We start from the raw sequence: 17,427 nt of genomic DNA, 5'->3' as shown, positions 1-17,427 counted from the left end.
TTAGGAGCCATAATTAAGTTTAGGTTACTACACTGTTGGTTAATTCTATTTCTGCATTCGCTATCTCTTCTCTGCGATTCTTAGTTTGGCGCTGCGTGAGCGGCTGTTCTCGAGCAATTCCTGTTCCGATGGCACGATCGGCTTGCGGTTGACGGCGTCGAGTGGTTTTTTCTCGTTGCCGAACAGGTCTTTTTCCACTTCTCCGAAGAACTTACCCTTGGCGATAAAGTTCTTCACCAGCCGGTCTTCGAGTGAGTGGTAAGACATCACTACCAGTCTACCGCCGGGCTTGAGCACCTCGGCCGCTTGCTCCAGCATTTCCTCGAGCGCCTTCAGCTCGTCGTTTACTTCTATGCGCAGCGCCTGAAACACTTGCGCCAGGTATTTGTTCTCCTTCCCACGCGGGGTGCAGGAGCTGATGGCTTGCTTAAACTCACCGATCGTCTCGATCGACTTGCGGGCACGCTGCGATACAATCACGCCGGCCAGCGTCTTGGCGTTCTTCACTTCGCCGTAAATACCGAAGATCTTGTGCAGCTGCTCCTGGCTGTAGGTATTCACCACTTCGCTTGCCGGCATCCCTGACTCCGGGTCCATGCGCATGTCCAGCGGCCCATCGAAGCGGGTCGAGAAACCTCGCTCGGCTTCGTTGAACTGGTGCGACGATACGCCCAGGTCAGCCAGAATGCCGTCCACTTCTTTCACGCGGTACAGGCGCAGGTACTTTTTCAGATCCCGGAAGTTGGCGCGCACAAACGTAAAAGCCGGGCTGTCAATCTTCTTCGACTGCTCCTCCGCGTCGCGGTCCTGGTCAAACGAGTAAAGCTGACCTGTTGTCAGCTTGTCGGCGATTACCTTAGAGTGACCGCCGCCTCCAAACGTCACATCCACATACACACCATCTGGCTTAATCGCCAGCGCGTCTATGCATTCCTGCAGCATAACCGGTCTGTGGTACTCCATTAAATCAAAGGCGCTTCCGCCGGTTTATCTCCTAAAAACTTCTCGGCCAGTTGCGAGAAACTCTGCTGGTCCTTGATCAGGAAGTCCTCATACTTATCGGGGTTCCAGATCTCAACACGGTTACCCAAGCCTACCACAATCGCTTCCTTCTCCAGGTCGGCGAAGCGGGCCATGGTGCGGGGCACGATGAAACGGCCGGTGCCGTCCAGCTCGATCTCCGTGTTGCCACGGAAGAAGTTGCGTTGAAACTGGCGGTACTCCTCATTGAACTCATTCAGACCTGCCACCTTATCGTAGATCGTCTTCCACTCCGATTTCGGGTAGAGCACGAGGCAAGGTTCGAAGCCTCTCGTCAGCACGACATGATTGCCAGACGCCTCCGGCAGGTTGGATTTTATCTTCGCAGGTAAAACCAACCTTCCCTTTGGGTCAATCTTGCATTCATATTCGCCAGACAGGAAGTTCATGTATATGACAGTTAAGTCCGTATAGTTTTCGGAGTATACAAATGTAACGATTCACCAAATCACCGCAACCACAATCTCCCACTTTTTACCACTTTGTGGATAAATTACGGTTATCCACCCCACTTATCCACATTATCCACATTTCGGACCTTCATTTTGCGGATAAGTTTATTTGCATTAAATATGCCCGTTTAGTAATATACGAGAGGTTATATATTTTAACACACTGTATATCAAAATATTAACCTGATAATCAGGTGTAAACAACCCCTCAAGTCAGGCATTTTTGTCAAAAGTGGGACAAAGTGGAGAATGTGGTAGAAAGTGGGGCGATATCCCGAGAGTGGATAAAGTTTGTGGTAAAAGTGGGGAGTTTATCCGTATATTTGTGCTGTGAATCAGACCATCCGACATACGGTTACACTGCTGCTGACCCTAAGCATATTGCTGGGCTCTTTTGGCGTGGCCCTGAGCGAACAACTCTGCCTGATGACCGGTCTGAAAATGTCGGCTGTACAGGAACTGGCGGATGGTTGCTGCGAGAAACCCGACTCGCAGGGGCATAACCAACAGGAAAGCGACGACGATTGCTGCACAACCGAGCTTTCTTTTGAAAAGCTGGAGCCAGTCTCTTCTATTAAAAGCTTGTCGCTTGAGATGCCGGTATTCTTTGCAGTAGCTTTCACGCCACTTTTTACTACCTGGCCTCCAGCCATCGCCACGGACCAGCGGATTCTCACCTACTCCGACAGCTCACCACCGCTATTTGGCATTGAGCTGCTTCATCGACTGCATATTCTTATCGTCTAGGATTTTCGTTTGCACAAAGCCCTGCATTGGCTCAACACCTATGCGCATACCTGCATTCAGAAATTTTAATCGATAAAGAATATGTATTCCAGCATACCTGTGCGAACCATCAGCCGAATCTTCGGCACGTTTGCACTCCTTATTACCATACTTATACCTGCCGCTGCCCAGCAACTGACGGGCACAGTGGTAGACCAATCCAGCAAAATACCTCTGATTGGCGCCAACGCCGTGTGGAAGGGAACGTCTAAAGGCACCTCCACCGATGCTGCCGGCAATTTCACGCTGCAATTGGCAGACGCCCTCACACCCCAGGTCGTCGTGTCTTACCTGGGCTACAAGCCCGATACGATTGATGTCAGCGGCAAAACAGCTGTTACCGTGGCACTCACGCCTACCAGCTCCTTAAGGGAGGTCGTGGTCGAGGGGCAGCAAACGCGCTATTCCGCCCTTACCCCGACCAACTCTCAGATCATCACGACCCGTGACCTGGAAAAGTCAGCTTGCTGCAACTTAGCAGAGAGCTTCGAGACCAATGCCTCCGTAGAAGTAACGACCACAGACGCAGTGTCGGGTGCCAGGCAGATCCAGATGCTGGGGCTAGATGGCTCCTATACCTTGCTGACTACTGACAATGTGCCTGCGCTGCGTGGCCTTTCCACCCCCTATCGCCTCAACTACCTGTCAGGCACCTACATCGAGTCGATTGATATTATAAAAGGAATGGGCTCAGTATTGAACGGCTACGAGTCAATTTCGGGGCAGGTGAACGTGAAGCTGCGGGACCCGGAGAAAACCGAACGGCTATACCTGAACCTGTATGGCAACAGCCTGGCAAAGTTTGACGCCAACCTGAATGTGTCGGCGCAGGTAAGTCCGAAGTGGAGTACGCTCCTGATGCTGCACAGCGACCACTTGGGTAACCGTGTGGATCGTAACAAGGATGGCTTTATGGACCTGGCACTGGGCACGCACCACAATGTATATAATAAGTGGAAATATAAGCACGGCGACACCTGGGTGTCGGAGTTCGGTTTTAATGCCTTGCGCGAAACAAAACTGGGCGGGCAGATGGATTATGTGAAAGGAGAACCTGTTGGACCGACACAACGCTATGGCACCGAGTCCGAGACAGATCGCTTGTCTTTCTACAACAAAACCTCCTATACCTTCCCGGGCAGACCATACCAGAGTTTGGGCTTCATCTCCTCGGGTGTGCACCACAAGTTCAACTCCCTCTATGGCCGCCGCCACTACAATGGCGAGCAAAACACCGGCGATCTGCGTTTGATCTTCCAGTCCATCATCGGGCACACAGGCCATACCTATAAGGTAGGCGCCAGCTTTTTGTATGATGACTATACCGAGCGACTGGAGCAGACCAGATTGGCACGCACCGAGCAAGTGCCAGGAATTTTTGTGGAGTACATCTTCAACAATGCCGAAAACCTGACCGTGGTGGCCGGGGCCCGCACCGACTTCCACAACCTATACGGCACTGTGTTCACGCCACGACTGAATGTAAAATATGACCTTACACAAAACACCATTTTCAGAGTAGCGGCTGGCAAGGGCTTCCGGGTAGCCAACCCGATCTCGGAGAACACCGCGGCTTTGGTCAGCAACCGTGCCTTTACCTTCAGAGAAGAACTGGAACCGGAGAAAGCATGGAACCTGGGCGGTTCTTTTACCCAATACTTTGAACTGGGCGGTCGTCCGGGTGCATTCATCACCGACTATTACTATACCACGTTCCAAAACCAGGTGGTAGCCGATATGTACAGCAGCGCCAACCAGGTGGAGTTTTACAACCTGCAGGGACGCTCTTTCTCGCGCAGCTTCCAGGCGGAGCTGCAGTACGAAGTGCTGAAGGGCTTTGACGTGAAGACGGCTTATAAATACTATGACGTACAGACAACCTATAACGGCACGCTGCAGCAACGCCCGATGATACCGCAGCACCGCTTCTTTGTGAACCTTGGCTTCGCCACCCCATTCGACAAGTGGCGAGCTGACCTGACAACACAATACTTTGGGCAGATGCCACTGGCTTACATGGAAGGCCACGGCGGTGCCGCCAACGTGCGCCAGTCCGACGCTTTCTATACCCTGAACGGGCAGGTATCAAGGGCCTTTAAGCGCTGGGAAGTATACCTGGGCGGTGAGAACCTGTTGAATTTCCGTCAGCCGGATGCGATCAGGGGAGCAGACAATCCTTTCGGCGCCAACTTCGACGCCAGCATGGTGTGGGGGCCAATTACCGGCAGGGTTATTTATGCAGGTATGCGCTTTAAGATTGAATAGCGGCACATCATTTGTACAGTTCCGGCAGCTCTTATAGAAACTAAATCATTATCATACATCTAATATTAACCAATAATAACTCACATTATGAAAATCTTCAGAAACATCGGATTAGCACTTGTTATGTTCTTCGCTACGTTGAGCGCACATGCACAGAATGGCAACGAGAAAACAGTTCAAATCAAAACTTCAGCTGTTTGCGGCATGTGTAAGAAGAGCATTGAAAAAACAATGGCTTACGAGAAGGGCGTTAAGAAATCGAACCTGGACGTGGATTCCAAGATGCTGACTGTAACCTACGACCCGAAGAAGACCAACGAGGACAAAATCCGCAAGGCAGTGAACGACACAGGTTACGACGCTGATGACAAGCCAGCTACGCCACGTGCTTACAACAAGCTGGATGATTGCTGCCGCAAGGAAGCTGGTGCACACTAAGTCTCTTAAATCTAAAAACTTAAAAGGGTAGCTGACACCATGTCGGCTACCCTTTTGCTTTATACAACTGCCACCACGGCAGGTAGGGTTTGTCGTGGTGCTCGTAGTGGTAACCGAAGAAATAGCAGCTCACAAAAGCCCACAGGTGGTTCTTGGCTTGCGTACCGGACTTGTGCCTGTTATCTGGCGCATGCTCGCCGCGGTGCGGCAGGTAGGTACCGAAGTAAAACAGCTGAAAAGTCGCTAGAATAGCCGGAACCATCCAGAACATAATCACATTCTCTAGCGGGAAAAACAGCTGCAGCACATTATAGGTAATCGCCATCAATACAATCTGCCACCAGGTGATGTAGTTCTTCAGAAAGCTGTAGTACCAGGGCCAAAAAGAGCCGTGATGGTAGTCCGGGTCATCCTCTGTGGCAACGTGCCGGTGGTGCTGGTGGTGCTTGGGCAGGAGGCGCGGGTACCAGTTGTAAGCAAACAGAAAAGCAGTTACAGTGCCAATAAAACGGTTCAGCTTTGGTCGGCCTGGAGCGGCAACTCCATGCATGGCGTCGTGGGCGGTGATAAAAAGCCCCGTGTACAGGTGCGTCTGCAAGAGCATAAACAGGTATGGCAGCGGCGAAGCGAAATCAACCGGAAGGCGCAACAGGTATACAAGCAAGCCAAACCAGCACGCCACGATGACGGCTGCGATGGCTATACCTCTATTATCTCTGTTGATTGTCTTTGCCATTTGATTGTTTAAAGGCTGGATATTGACTATACCCTATATCTGACAGCTTAGCTTCGGGTATATCTGCCTAAACTTTAAGCTTGGGCTATACCTGCTTTTCCGCAGGCCCAACCTATACCTGACTACACCGCTTCCTTTAGTAAGGTATTGCGCACCTCCTCCATCAGCCACATCGGCGTTGAAGTCGCGCCACAGATGCCCACAGTGTCGCCGTCAGCAAACCACTCGGGTTTAATCTCTTCTACCTTCGAGACAAAGTAAGTAGCCGGATTAGTGTCTTTGCATACCTGATACAATACTTTGCCATTGCTCGACTTGGTACCCGACACGAAGATAATCTTATCAAACTGAGCGGCAAACTTTCGCAGGTCTTTGTCGCGGTTCGATACCTGCCGGCAAATGGTGTCGTTGGCGTCTACTTCGTAGCCTTTTTGCTCCAGTGTGTCCTTTATGTTGTAGAAGCTGTTGGTGCTCTTGGTGGTCTGGCTGTAGAGCGTGATTTTGGTCGGCAACTCATGCTGCATCAGCTCATCCAGATTCTCAAACACCACCGCCTTGTTGCTCGTCTGCCCCAACAGTCCCATCACCTCAGCATGTCCGTGCTTGCCGTAGATGAAAATGCGCTCGTCTTTATCGTACGAGGTTTTGATCCTGTTCTGCAGCTTGAGCACCACAGGGCAGGAGGCATCGATCAGAGTCAGGTTGTTCTGCATAGCCACATGATAGGTAGCAGGCGGCTCACCATGGGCGCGAATCAGCACCGCTTCGTCGCGCAATTCCCGCAACTGGGTATGGTCGATGATGCGAAGGCCCCGCTTCTGAAGGCGTTCCACCTCCACGTCGTTGTGCACGATGTCACCCAGACAATAAAGATACCCTTGCTCATCGAGCAGGTCCTCGGCCATTTGGATGGCATAGACCACGCCGAAGCAAAAGCCTGAGTTAGAATCGATCGTGACTTGAAGGTTTCGCATATACCTTTATACAGCCAAGCGTTGATATTGTTTAACGGCGTAGCGCTGTTTTAAGCCCTCGTAAATCGAAATCGTCAGCAAAAGCATCAGCATGGAGTACATCGAGTCCTCCACAGGTATAGACACAATGCGCAGATTCAGGTTGTGGCTGTTGTTATACCACACTATCGGCAGGTAGGTCAGCACGCCGTTCACAAGCAAAAAAGGCACCAGGTGCACGATGTAGGCCAGATAGAAACGCCCCAGCCGCTGTGTATTGAAATAGTAGTAATGTGCCCCCAGCATGGCAGCCAGCAAGGTGAAGGTGATAGAAGTATAGAGTTTTTCGAGGTTAAAGACCGCCAGAATCAGGAGCACAGGTATAAGGGCAAAAGTTACACCCTTGGCATAAGGCTGCAACAGATCTTTGGTGATATAGGCGTTCAGACATTCATAGATGAAGACGCAGGCGTAAGGCACCGTGATGAAGAAAAGCACCTCCTCGAGCGGCAGGCTAAAGATGTAGATCCCTACCAGATACTCCGGGTTGAAGCCCCATATACCTGCCTGCGTGAAGAGTTCGTCCCAGATAATGAACAGGACAGCGTTGATAATGATGGCCGGCCACAAATAAGGCCAGTTTTTATAAAAAGCCACTTTCCTGTCGAACGAGAGCAACAGCGGAAACAGGATGGTGAAGATGTTCAGGTACAGGTATAGCGGCATGCGGCTTATATGGGTATGCTTTTGATTTTTCGTTTTTCCTGCTCGGTGCAGTGGTCTTTCGTCAGCATAAAGTCCCGGATATCGCGGGCCATGTCATTGGACAGACCGGATTTCGGGTGACGCTCCAGCCCGGCAATGATCTTGGCTTTGTCGTCTTCCAGGTTCTTGCTCATGTTCAGGTAGCGCGGCACATAGTGCTCTACCGTAAAGCGCAGAAACCTTATTTCCGGATTGCTTGCGTCCAACTGCACGGCCTGCTCAAATATCTCCGAAGACCGCTGCAGATGCTTCATCTTCATGTAGGGGTTCCAGACGTGTTTCGCCATAATGGCTTCTGAAACCGCCTTATAAGCTAGCACAACAGGGTTTTTGTCCTCGTAGTCGCTCATCAGCCTGTGAAACTCCTTGCCAGCCTTGCTGTTCTGACTCGCCTCCAGGAACTGCACACGCAGATCAGGCAACTTGTAGGACTTGGTATTATCGGCCAGAGCCGTAATGTAAAAAAAGAGTAAAAAAGGTAATATCAGTAAGCTATTCTTCACGATTTAGATGGCGTTTAGTTGGTACCTGAGATAAGAGCCCAAAAGTAAGGCAAACTTTGTGTTATCAGGTACTCTTACGCGCTCATTCAAGATATGGGTTGCCGGCAGCCCTTTGATTTTGTGGAAAAGCTTGAGGTAATACACATAGGCAAGGTATACGCCCATGCGGGCAGAACGCGGCAAACCGAGTATTCCAACGTAGGCGTCTTTGAAGTCCTGCGCAATGTCGGCCTCTATTTCCTCTTTGCTAGCATTGTTAAACGTGCGGATATCGACAGCCGGAAAGTATACCCTGCCACGGTCCTTGAAATCGCTCTGCATGTCCCGCAGGAAGTTCACTTTCTGGAAGGCTGCTCCCAGACTACTGGCCGGTTTCTTCAGCCGCTCAAACATCTCCTGATCTCCCTCACAGAACACCTTCAGACACATCAGCCCTACCACTTCAGCCGATCCGTAGATGTACTCTTTGTACAGAGCCGGATCGTACACATGGTCTTCCAGGTCCATGGCCATGCTGTTCAGAAAGGCTTCAATATACTCCCGGTCGATCTTATATTCGTTCACCACGCACTGAAAGGCATGCAGCACCGGGTTCAGGCTTATACCTTGCTCAATGGCTTCAAAAGTCTGTTTGCGGAGCTCGCTGAGCAATTTGCGTTTGTCGAAGTCATGAAATGTATCCACAATCTCGTCAGCGCAGCGCACAAAACCATAAATGGCATAGATGGGCTGATGGAATTTGCGGTGCAGCGTCTTGATGCCGAGCGTAAAGGACGTGCTATACGCCTCCGTTATCAGTTTGCTGCAGTTCAGGCAGGTTTCTCTAAATAAATCCATAGTTTTATCTGGGACGTTACTTATTCATTATTTCTCGCTGGCCCGCAGCCAGGGCGTATTCCTTCGCCACTTCCTTTGCCACCACTTGTCCCGAGATAAGCGATGGCGGCACTCCCGGACCCGGCACTGTCAGCTGACCGGTATAGTACAGGTTCTTTACTTTTTTACTCTTCAGGCTGGGCTTGAGCAGGGCGGTCTGCATCAGTGTATTGGCCAGGCCATAGGCATTGCCTTTGAAGGCATTGTAGTCAGAGATAAAATCGCGGTGGGCATAGCTGCGCTTAAACACCACAGCACTGCGCACATCCTGCTTAGTGAGGTACTCCAGACGGTTCATGATGATGTCGTAGTAGCGCTCCCGCAGCTCCTCAGTATCTTCCAGATCCGGCGCTACCGGCATCAGCACAAACAGATTCTCACAACCGGTCGGTGCCACACTGGCATCTGTCACTGACGGGGCCGACACATAAAACAGCGGCTTGGCCGGCCACTTAGGATCTGTGTAAATCTCGTGCGCATGTGGACCGAAGTCTTCGTCAAAGAACAGGTTGTGGTGGCGTAGGTTACCGAGCTTCTTTCCTATACCCAAGTAGAAGATCAGGCAGGAAGGTGCCATCACACGCTTGTCCCAGTAGTCCTCGGTATAACTACGTAGAGCCGGTGCTAAAAGGTGGCGTTCCACGTGGTGATAGTCGGCACTGGCCACCACCACTTCTGCCTCAAATGTACCTGAAGCGGTGCGGACGCGACGGGCTATATCTCGCTCCACCTCTATCTCCTGCACATCCTGATTATATAGAAAAGCCACACCTTTCTCCTCTGCCAGCTGCACCATCCCTTCGATGATCTTGTACATGCCACCCATCGGGTACCAGGTTCCAAGGCTGATATCGGCGTAGTTCATCAGACTGTATAGGGCGGGTGTGTTTTGCGGCAGCGCACCCAAAAACAGCACCGGAAACTCCATCAGCTTGATTATTTTCTCGTGAGAAAAGAAACGGCGGATGTGAGCGTGAATGGATTGGAACACATCCATGCGGAGCACATCCATTAGCAGCTGCAGACTCATGAACTCACTCACCGAACGACCCGGTTTGTACACGAGCTGGTTTATACCGACTTCATATTTATAAGCAGCCTGCTCCAGAAATTTGTCAAGTCGGGTGGCACTTCCCGGCTCCCATCTCTCGAAGAGGGCTTTTAGTTCTTCAAGTGATGCAGGTACATCCACAAAATCATCTTCACCGAAGATCACGGTATAGGACGGATCCAGACGCACGAGGTCATAGTAATCGGAAACGGATTTGCCGAACTTATTGAAGTACGACTCAAACACGTCGGGCATCCAGTACCAGCTCGGCCCCATGTCGAAGGTATAGCCTTCGGCCCCGAAGCTGCGGGCACGGCCTCCCGGTGTGGTGTTTTTCTCCAGCACTGTTACTTCATAGCCCTGGTCAGCCAAACTGGTGGCGGCCGAAAGACCTGAGAAACCGGCACCGATTACGATTACTTTTTTTGACATCATTTAGAAATTTACTAAAAAAACTGGTTTAAGTTGTTTTTAGTCGCCATAAACCTGCAGCATCTTCTTCAGCTCCTTCCGGGCGATGTGGATGCGATTTTTCACCGTGCCAATCGGAATATTCAGCTTCTCGGCAATCTCGAGGTATTTAAAGCCGATGTAATACATCATGAAAGGGGTGCGATGCTCTTCATTTAACCTAGCAATGGCGGCTTTGATGTCGCTCATGACGAAGGCGGCCGTGCCTTTGTTTACCGTCACAAAGCTGTCGTCAGTATTCAGGTACTGCAGGTACTCTGAACTATCGATATTGCTGCTGCGCTTCGTGATCTTGTTGTAGTTGTTGATAAACGTATTGCGCATGATCGTGTAAAGCCATGCCTTCAAATTAGTGCCAGCGTTGAATTTCTCCCGGTTCGAGAGCGCTTTGAGCAACGTTTCCTGCATTAAGTCTTTCGCGTCGTCCGCATTGCGGGTAAGGTTCATGGCTACCGGCTTCAACGAACCAGCTGCCAACTGAATGTGGTTGGAAAATTCTAACGCTGTCATAATGTTTAACTTTTTAATACAATCACTAAACAATTATACGGTGCAATTTAATAAATGTCAAATTTTGTTTAACATTTATTTTTATATTTTAAACAAAATGCACTCTGCTTAGCTAGCTCTAATAGAACCTTTCACAACAAAAAGGGCCAAACCCTTGCGGATTTGGCCCTTTTTGTTGAACAATAGCAGCTGTATTATTTTGTTTAACTCGCTAGCTCTTCTGCGTTAACACGCGAATAAAATCTTCGATGCAACTGAGACGGTGTGTGTTTTCGGGGAATACCAGGAAATCGTGCTGCACCTGGTAGCCATACAAGTATATCTGCGCAGCCGGGAAAGTAGTGGCAAGTTTATCTATGTAGGCCTGCACCTGATCGCGCTCAGGTATGATCGTCATGACTGTGCAGATGATATCAGGCTTAAGCTGATCGTAAGTAAGTTGCAGATCCTTAAATGGCAGATTCTGCCCAAGGTAGATCACCTGCTGGTGATGCGACCTGATCAGGTAGTTCATGTAGAGCAGGGCAATTTCGTGCAGCTCGCCCTCCGGCAGGTATAGCAGGTAAGTTGGCGCGCCTTCTTTGCGCTTCACCACCTGCCCGTCTATAGCCACGATCAGCTTCTGGCGCACCAGGTTACTCACGAAGTGCTCATGCGCAGGTGTTATGTTATTGGTCTGCCACAGGATGCCAATCTTATGCAGGAATGGGTACACTACCTGCAGCATCGCCTGATGAAAGCCTACCTGCAAAGTCACCGTGGAGAAGGATTTATCAAACTGCTCTTCGTCCATGTCAATCATGGCCGTCACCATATTGGTGATATGATGTGAAAGCGATGATGCCTCCTGTTCGGCCAGCTGCTGCACTGTCAGTTTCAGCTGCTCAGGGCTCATCTTGGCAATCTTAGAGATTTTATACCCTTGTTCGTTCAGGAGCGAAATATTGAGTAGGGTTTTCAGGTCGGCATCGCTGTAGTAGCGTATGTTGGTGTCGGTGCGTTGGGGACAAAGCACGTTGTAGCGCTGCTCCCAGATGCGGATGGTGTGAGCCTTGATACCTGAAAGGTGCTCTAGCTCTTTGATGGTGTATTGCGCCACGTCTGTTCCCCTTGTTGTTGTTTCTGAATGATTGCGTATGCATCCCTGAAATACCTGGGCGCCACCCACAGCATGCCATAAGACTCGGAGCCGTCGCGCCCCTTGTGCTTATGATGCACCTTGTGCGCTATGTTTAAGGCTTTCAGGTAAACATTAGACGTACTACCAAAAAGCCTGATGCGCCTGTGGATGAAAACATCGTGTATCAGGAAATAAGCTACACCATAGAGTGTAATGCCTGCGCCTATCCAAAAGCGGTAATCGATTGGGTCGCTGCCGAACACAAAGAACAGCATAGCCAAAGTACCGTAATAGGCAAAAAAGAGGTCATTCCACTCAAAAGCGTGCTTATGATGGGTATGATGGGACTTGTGCAGGAACCACAGAAAACCGTGCAGCACATACTTGTGCATGGCCCAGGCCACACCTTCCATTGCCACAAAAGTAATCAGCATGATCCCAAGGCCCATCAGCATACTCATCAAACAACAAGTTTAACAAATGGTTTTGAAACTTTAACAGAAAATTACCAGGTCAGCTCCTCCTTGTTCAAAAAGGCCGCTATACCGCGCTGGCAGTCTTCGCTGCCACGGGCTACGGCATTCATTTCGGCCGCATACTGCAAGCCGTCCTCCAGCGACATCTCCTGCACCCGGGCGATCATCTCTTTGGTCACCTCCATGCTCTGGCGGGAGTTCTCTTTGCAGAGTTTCTGAGCGAAGCTAAACACGCGCTCGTCCAGTTCATTGGCAGGCACCACGTAGTTTAGCAAGCCAAAGTTCTGCGCTTCCTCTGCCGTGATCAGATCGCCGGTGAGCAGCAGTTGCTTGGCGCGGGCCTCTCCTATTTTGCGGAGCAGGAACACTTTCACGATGGCAGGTATAAAACCGATCTTCACTTCGGTGTAGCCGAACTTAGCTTCCGGTACTGCAAAAGTGAAGTCGCAGATCGCAGCCAGTCCGCAGCCGCCCGCTATGGCATGACCGTGTACCTGGGCAATCACTACTTTCTTCAAGGTATAGATCAGCCGGAAGAGCTCCATCAGGTGGGTAGAGTCGGCCAGGTTGTCGTGGTAGTCGTATTGCTGCAGGCGCTGCAGGTACTCCAGGTCAGCACCGGCGCAGAATACTTTGCCTTCGGCCCGCAGCACAATCACTTTGCAGGTTTCGTCATCTTCGGCCGCTGCGAAGGCTCGTTTCAGTTCCGAGACCATCTCAGCATTCAGCGCATTACGTTTCTCAGAACGGGCCAGGGTGATATATCCTACACGCTCCTTCACTTCGTAATGCACAAAGTCCATGGTTTGCGTGATAGGTGGTTGAGTCGTGTCAGTCATGGTAAAGTCTTCTTAATTATAATTCCACATACCGGTCAGCCGGTTTCAGATAATACGCGAGTTAATCGGTAATGCTCGAAAAAGATAAGCAAATTCAGTGAATGTCGCGTCAAAATGAGCACAAATTCTTAGTACGCGCATTTCATATTAGCCCGCAGCTACTTGATGAACAATCACACAACACAACATGCTTCCTAATCATAGTCTCAACATCACCGCCTGCCACACAACACAAATGAGGTAAAACCGTAAAATTATTTGCTAACGAACGTTAGGTTGTTTACATTTGTTCTTATCTATATAAGAAGTTTACATTGAGCAGGAAAGAACAGATAGAGCAAATGGCAACGGCCTTATTCAAGACCAGAGGTTTTTCGGCTACGTCCATGCGTGACCTGGCTAATGCCTTAGGTATAGAAGCCGCCAGTATTTACTCCCATATCCGTTCCAAAGAAGAGATTCTGCAGCGGGTATGCTTTAGGATGGCAGATGAGTTTTTCGGAGCAATTGAGGCGCTGAAAACCGATAATGTCAGTGCCACCGAGCAACTGAAAAGAGCTATCTCGGCACACGTGCAGGTGCTGACCCGCAATACAGAGGCATCGGCGGTGTTCCTGCAAGAGTGGCGCCACCTGAGCGAGCCATACCACACGGAGTTTCTGGCCCTGCGCGACCGGTATGAAAATTACTTCCGCGAGATCATCCGCGAAGGTATAGCCAGCGGCGAGTTTCAGGTGCCGGACGAGAAGTTTGCTGTGCTCACTATTCTTTCGGGTCTTAACTGGATTCATACCTGGTATAAACCAGACGGAAAGATGAAGCCGGCTGAGATCGCAGAAAACCTGTCGGCCATGTTACTGAACGGTTTAAAAACGAACCTTAACTAGTTTACCTATACCTAACCCTAGCCGGACTGTTCCACCTTAACAGTCCGGCGCCTTTTACTGAACCTTAAAACTAAAAATATTATGTACGGAGGAGGAAACGTTTTCGAAGCTACCAAATTCGACGACCTGCAGACGGAAGATCCTGCAAAGCTGGCCGAATTTGAAGCGCGCATCGCCCGTGGCGAGAAGATCGAGCCGAACGACTGGATGCCGCAACTATACCGCAAGCAGCTGATCCGTATGATCGAGCAGCATGCACATTCTGAGATCATCGGCGCATTACCGGAAGGTACCTGGATTACCCGTGCACCTGGCTTCCGCCGCAAAATGGCGCAGATGGCCAAGGTGCAGGACGAAGTAGGGCACGCACAGCTATTATATAGTGCAGCCGAAACGCTGGGCAAGACACGCGAGCAAATGCTGACCGACCTGATCAACGGTAAGAGCAAGTACTCGAACGTGTTCAACTACCCGGCTTTCACCTGGGCTGACTCCAATATCATTTCCTGGCTGATTGATGCGGGTGCGATCGTGAACCAAATGGCGAATGCCAAAGGCTCCTACGGCCCTTATTCACGTGCCCTGGAGCGTATCTGCGCTGAAGAAGCTTTCCACCTGAAGTATGGCCACGATGCCGTGGTGCATATGGCAACAGGCACACCGAAGCAGCGCGAGATGATTCAGGCTGCCCTCAACCGCTGGTGGCCTCCGATCATGACCTTCTTTGGACCGTCAGACAAAATGAGTACGCACACCGAAACGCTTATGCGCTGGAAAGTGAAGATGGCTTCGAATGACGAGTGCCGTCAGCAGTTTCTCGATATGTATGTGCCGAAGATCTGGGAGCTTGGCCTGACCGTTCCGGATCCGAACCTGAAGAAAAACATGGAAACCGGCCAGTGGGAATACACCGAGCCAGATTGGGATGAGTTCAAGCGCGTGATCAATGGTGACGGCCCTTGCAACGCCGAGCGCCTTGCCGTTCGCCGCACCGCCGAAGAACGCGGTGCCTGGGTTCGCAGAGCCCTCCTCAATCCGAAAGCAAAGTATGTACGCCCACTTGCGTAGGCGTACTTAGTTAAAAGTTAAGAGTCATGAGTTCAAGATGGATTTCCATTCAACTCACAACTCTTAACTCATAACTCTTAACTATCAAAACTATGTCTTTGACATCACTAGACCCAAGAGTAACCCGACTGAACCTGCCGGAAGGTGAGATGCCTGCCATTGAGCCGAAACCGGAGCTGGACCAGTTTGAAACATATGAGGCCTTCCATCAGAAGAAAGAAGGCGCTGCCCATACCTATGTTGGACCGGTACACGCGCCTAATGAAGACGTTGCTTTCCTGTTCGCCAAAGAACAGTACAGCCGCCGCTTTGCCTGCGTGGGTCTCTGGATTGCACGCACCGAGCATATCCAGGTAACGCCTTATGTCGGCGACGGTGAAAACGTGTACGACATGATGCGAGTGGAAGAGCCGACTGAACGCAGCGAAGATGCGGAAGCTTACGAGATCTTTCACCTTAAAAAGCGCGGCAAAGCCCATACCCATGCCGGCCGTGTGATGGCTACATCTTATCAGGAGGCACTGCAGGAGGCCCGTCAGGCTTTTGGCGAGAAAGGCCCGATCGTAAACGTGTGGGTGGTAAAGTCAAAGCATGTGCTGCAGTCAGCGGAAGAGGACAAGGACATGTGGACCACCATACCTGAGAAGAAGTACCGTGAAGCCATTGCCTACAAAGTGATGGACAAGATCACAAAATATAAAGAAGAACATAAAACGACTGCTTCCTAATGAACGAGCTAGCGATTAAAGACCTGTTATACAAACTAGCTGACGACCAACTGATACTTGGCCACCGCAACTCCGAGTGGACCGGTTTCGGCCCGATACTCGAGGAGGACATTGCTTTCTCGTCGATGGCACAGGACAAGATCGGCCACAGCCTGGCCTTCTATACCTTGCTGCAGGAGCTTGGAGAAGCTGATCCGGATACAGTTGCCTTTACCCGCAACGCCAACCAGTTCCACAATAGCCAACTGGTAGAGCTGCCAAACGGCGAGTACGATTTCAGTTTGATCCGTCACTTCCTGTACGACAACGCTGAGATCATCCGTTTCGAGATGCTAAGCCAGTCGAGCTATGAGCCGATTGCCAAGGTAGCCACCAAACTGAAAGGCGAAGTGAAGTACCACGTGCTGCACGCCAATACGTGGATCAAGAACCTGGGCTCGTCTACTGAAGAAGCCGTCCTGCGTCTGCAGACCTCTTTGAACGAAGCTATACCTTATGCGCTGGGTATGTTCGAGCCGTCGAAGTACGAGCAGGAGCTGATTGAGGCCGGCGTATACGCTGGCGAGGAAGCCGTGAAAGCAGAGTGGTTGAAGCGCATTCAGGCGGTCATTGAAAAGACAGACCTGAAGTTGCCGGATCTTGCCACGGTAGAACCAAAACTGGGAGGCCGCTACGGCGAGCACACCGAGCATCTGCAGCCGCTACTGGATGAAATGGCGGAGGTGTTTAAGATCGACCCGACGGCCGAGTGGTAGTTTTTTTGACAAAGGACAAAAGACTGTACATAGACTAATTAATTCCTATGTCATTTGTCATCGAGTCCTTTGCCCAGAAGTAAAAACATGGAACTGACGAAAGAGAACATATTGACCCTATTAGAAGAGGTGAAAGACCCTGAGATACCGGTATTATCGTTGGTGGATCTGGGTGTGATCACGGGTGTGGAGATTTCAGATGAGGGCCACGTGACCGTGAACATGACACCGACTTTCGCCGGTTGTCCTGCCATGGACTATATGAAAAAGGATGTGGAGCGTACTTTGGAGAAGTATGGCATCACCAACCATACCGTTATTATGTCTTTCGACAAACCTTGGGACAGCAACAAAATCTCAGAAAAAGGTCGCCAGCATTTGAAGGAATTCGGTCTGGCACCGCCTCTTAAATATGACCTGATCCTAGACCTTGACATATTGGAGCACGTAAAGTGCCCCTACTGCGATAGCGAAAACACGGACATGCGCACCCCATTCGGGCCAACGCTTTGCCGCTCCATGCACTACTGTAACGACTGCCGACAGATGTTTGAGCAGTTTAAGCCCTTATAAAAATAGAAATCGCCTGTTGGAAACGACAGGCGATTTTTACTTTGTCTGAATCTCTACATAGGGCCCCTACCCCAAGGATTTGCAGGATTTTTAAAGAGGCCCCCTACCCCAGGATTAACAGGATTTTTCTCGAA

At 50.5% G+C, this 17,427-nt stretch carries 20 protein-coding genes; 8 read left to right on the top strand and 12 right to left on the bottom strand.

The features are described from left to right. Positions 1-60 precede the first annotated feature (60 nt). A complete protein-coding gene (gene rsmH / locus AC5FXQ_RS15940) occupies positions 61-963 on the bottom strand; it encodes a 16S rRNA (cytosine(1402)-N(4))-methyltransferase RsmH (protein WP_493603412.1) in 903 nt (300 codons plus the stop codon). After that, positions 963-1,430, bottom strand: coding sequence for a division/cell wall cluster transcriptional repressor MraZ (gene mraZ, locus AC5FXQ_RS15935; RefSeq protein WP_007652473.1), 468 nt, complete (start codon positions 1,428-1,430; stop codon positions 963-965). Before mraZ ends, rsmH begins: the two co-directional genes overlap by 1 nt. Positions 1,431-1,823: 393 nt before the next feature. Between mraZ and AC5FXQ_RS15930 the strand changes: the two genes are divergently transcribed. The 3 genes from AC5FXQ_RS15930 to AC5FXQ_RS15920 all read left to right on the top strand — a co-directional run bounded on the left by AC5FXQ_RS15930 (position 1,824) and on the right by AC5FXQ_RS15920 (position 4,982). After that, positions 1,824-2,240 carry an HYC_CC_PP family protein gene (locus AC5FXQ_RS15930; protein WP_493603411.1) on the top strand — a complete coding sequence of 139 codons (417 nt, stop codon included), beginning with the start codon at positions 1,824-1,826 and terminating at the stop codon, positions 2,238-2,240. A 99-nt stretch (positions 2,241-2,339) separates the two neighbouring features. Then, a complete protein-coding gene (locus tag AC5FXQ_RS15925) occupies positions 2,340-4,544 on the top strand; it encodes a TonB-dependent receptor (RefSeq protein WP_493603410.1) in 2,205 nt (734 codons plus the stop codon). Positions 4,545-4,631: 87 nt separating this feature from the next. Beyond that, positions 4,632-4,982: a heavy-metal-associated domain-containing protein gene (locus AC5FXQ_RS15920; RefSeq protein ID WP_493603409.1), complete on the top strand. Its 351-nt coding sequence runs from the start codon at positions 4,632-4,634 to the stop codon at positions 4,980-4,982. A gap of 46 nt (positions 4,983-5,028) precedes the next feature. On the opposite strand, the gene AC5FXQ_RS15915 is transcribed toward AC5FXQ_RS15920, so the two are convergent. The 10 genes from AC5FXQ_RS15915 to AC5FXQ_RS15870 form a co-directional block, all read right to left on the bottom strand. Beyond that, a complete protein-coding gene (locus AC5FXQ_RS15915; protein WP_493603408.1) occupies positions 5,029-5,718 on the bottom strand; it encodes a fatty acid desaturase in 690 nt (229 codons plus the stop codon). A gap of 122 nt (positions 5,719-5,840) precedes the next feature. Next, a complete protein-coding gene (locus AC5FXQ_RS15910) occupies positions 5,841-6,692 on the bottom strand; it encodes a 4-hydroxy-3-methylbut-2-enyl diphosphate reductase (RefSeq protein ID WP_493603407.1) in 852 nt (283 codons plus the stop codon). 6 nt (positions 6,693-6,698) lie between these two features. Beyond that, positions 6,699-7,397, bottom strand: a complete 699-nt coding sequence (locus AC5FXQ_RS15905) for a lycopene cyclase domain-containing protein (RefSeq protein WP_493603406.1) — start codon at positions 7,395-7,397, stop codon at positions 6,699-6,701. A 5-nt stretch (positions 7,398-7,402) separates the two neighbouring features. Further along, positions 7,403-7,939, bottom strand: coding sequence for a hypothetical protein (locus AC5FXQ_RS15900; protein WP_493603405.1), 537 nt, complete (start codon positions 7,937-7,939; stop codon positions 7,403-7,405). A gap of 3 nt (positions 7,940-7,942) precedes the next feature. Next, positions 7,943-8,776: a phytoene/squalene synthase family protein gene (locus AC5FXQ_RS15895; RefSeq protein WP_493603404.1), complete on the bottom strand. Its 834-nt coding sequence runs from the start codon at positions 8,774-8,776 to the stop codon at positions 7,943-7,945. Positions 8,777-8,792: 16 nt separating this feature from the next. Further along, on the bottom strand, positions 8,793-10,301 hold the full coding sequence (gene crtID, locus AC5FXQ_RS15890; protein WP_493603403.1) for a bifunctional phytoene desaturase/3,4-desaturase: 1,509 nt from the start codon (positions 10,299-10,301) through the stop codon (positions 8,793-8,795). A 36-nt stretch (positions 10,302-10,337) separates the two neighbouring features. After that, entirely contained in the window at positions 10,338-10,847 is a 510-nt protein-coding gene (locus AC5FXQ_RS15885) for an RNA polymerase sigma factor (RefSeq protein WP_493603402.1), read from the bottom strand. Between the two features lie 211 nt (positions 10,848-11,058). Continuing rightward, positions 11,059-11,946 carry a MerR family transcriptional regulator gene (locus AC5FXQ_RS15880; protein WP_493603401.1) on the bottom strand — a complete coding sequence of 296 codons (888 nt, stop codon included), beginning with the start codon at positions 11,944-11,946 and terminating at the stop codon, positions 11,059-11,061. Next, positions 11,919-12,428, bottom strand: coding sequence for a sterol desaturase family protein (locus tag AC5FXQ_RS15875; RefSeq protein WP_493603400.1), 510 nt, complete (start codon positions 12,426-12,428; stop codon positions 11,919-11,921). The genes AC5FXQ_RS15880 and AC5FXQ_RS15875 overlap by 28 nt, the downstream gene beginning before the upstream one ends. Before the next feature lie 44 nt (positions 12,429-12,472). Then, the gene (locus AC5FXQ_RS15870; protein WP_493603458.1) at positions 12,473-13,246 is read right to left on the bottom strand and encodes an enoyl-CoA hydratase/isomerase family protein; all 774 of its coding nucleotides are present in this window, start codon (positions 13,244-13,246) and stop codon (positions 12,473-12,475) included. A gap of 377 nt (positions 13,247-13,623) precedes the next feature. Here AC5FXQ_RS15870 and AC5FXQ_RS15865 point away from each other — a divergent pair, with 377 nt between their 5' ends. From AC5FXQ_RS15865 to paaD, 5 genes are all read left to right on the top strand, one after another. Continuing rightward, on the top strand, positions 13,624-14,169 hold the full coding sequence (locus tag AC5FXQ_RS15865; RefSeq protein WP_493603399.1) for a TetR/AcrR family transcriptional regulator: 546 nt from the start codon (positions 13,624-13,626) through the stop codon (positions 14,167-14,169). A gap of 81 nt (positions 14,170-14,250) precedes the next feature. After that, positions 14,251-15,237, top strand: coding sequence for a 1,2-phenylacetyl-CoA epoxidase subunit PaaA (gene paaA, locus AC5FXQ_RS15860; RefSeq protein WP_493603398.1), 987 nt, complete (start codon positions 14,251-14,253; stop codon positions 15,235-15,237). A 92-nt stretch (positions 15,238-15,329) separates the two neighbouring features. Then, positions 15,330-15,965, top strand: coding sequence for a phenylacetic acid degradation b (locus AC5FXQ_RS15855; protein WP_493603397.1), 636 nt, complete (start codon positions 15,330-15,332; stop codon positions 15,963-15,965). Further along, positions 15,965-16,720, top strand: coding sequence for a 1,2-phenylacetyl-CoA epoxidase subunit PaaC (gene paaC / locus AC5FXQ_RS15850; protein ID WP_493603396.1), 756 nt, complete (start codon positions 15,965-15,967; stop codon positions 16,718-16,720). Before AC5FXQ_RS15855 ends, paaC begins: the two co-directional genes overlap by 1 nt. Positions 16,721-16,807: 87 nt before the next feature. Beyond that, on the top strand, positions 16,808-17,293 hold the full coding sequence (gene paaD / locus AC5FXQ_RS15845; protein ID WP_493603395.1) for a 1,2-phenylacetyl-CoA epoxidase subunit PaaD: 486 nt from the start codon (positions 16,808-16,810) through the stop codon (positions 17,291-17,293). The last annotated feature ends 134 nt before the right edge of the window (positions 17,294-17,427 follow it).

Source organism: Pontibacter sp. LHS1, assembly GCF_058932855.1.
The sequence above is the reverse complement of the archived record's forward strand: the minus strand, read 5'-3'. Positions and strand labels throughout refer to the sequence as shown.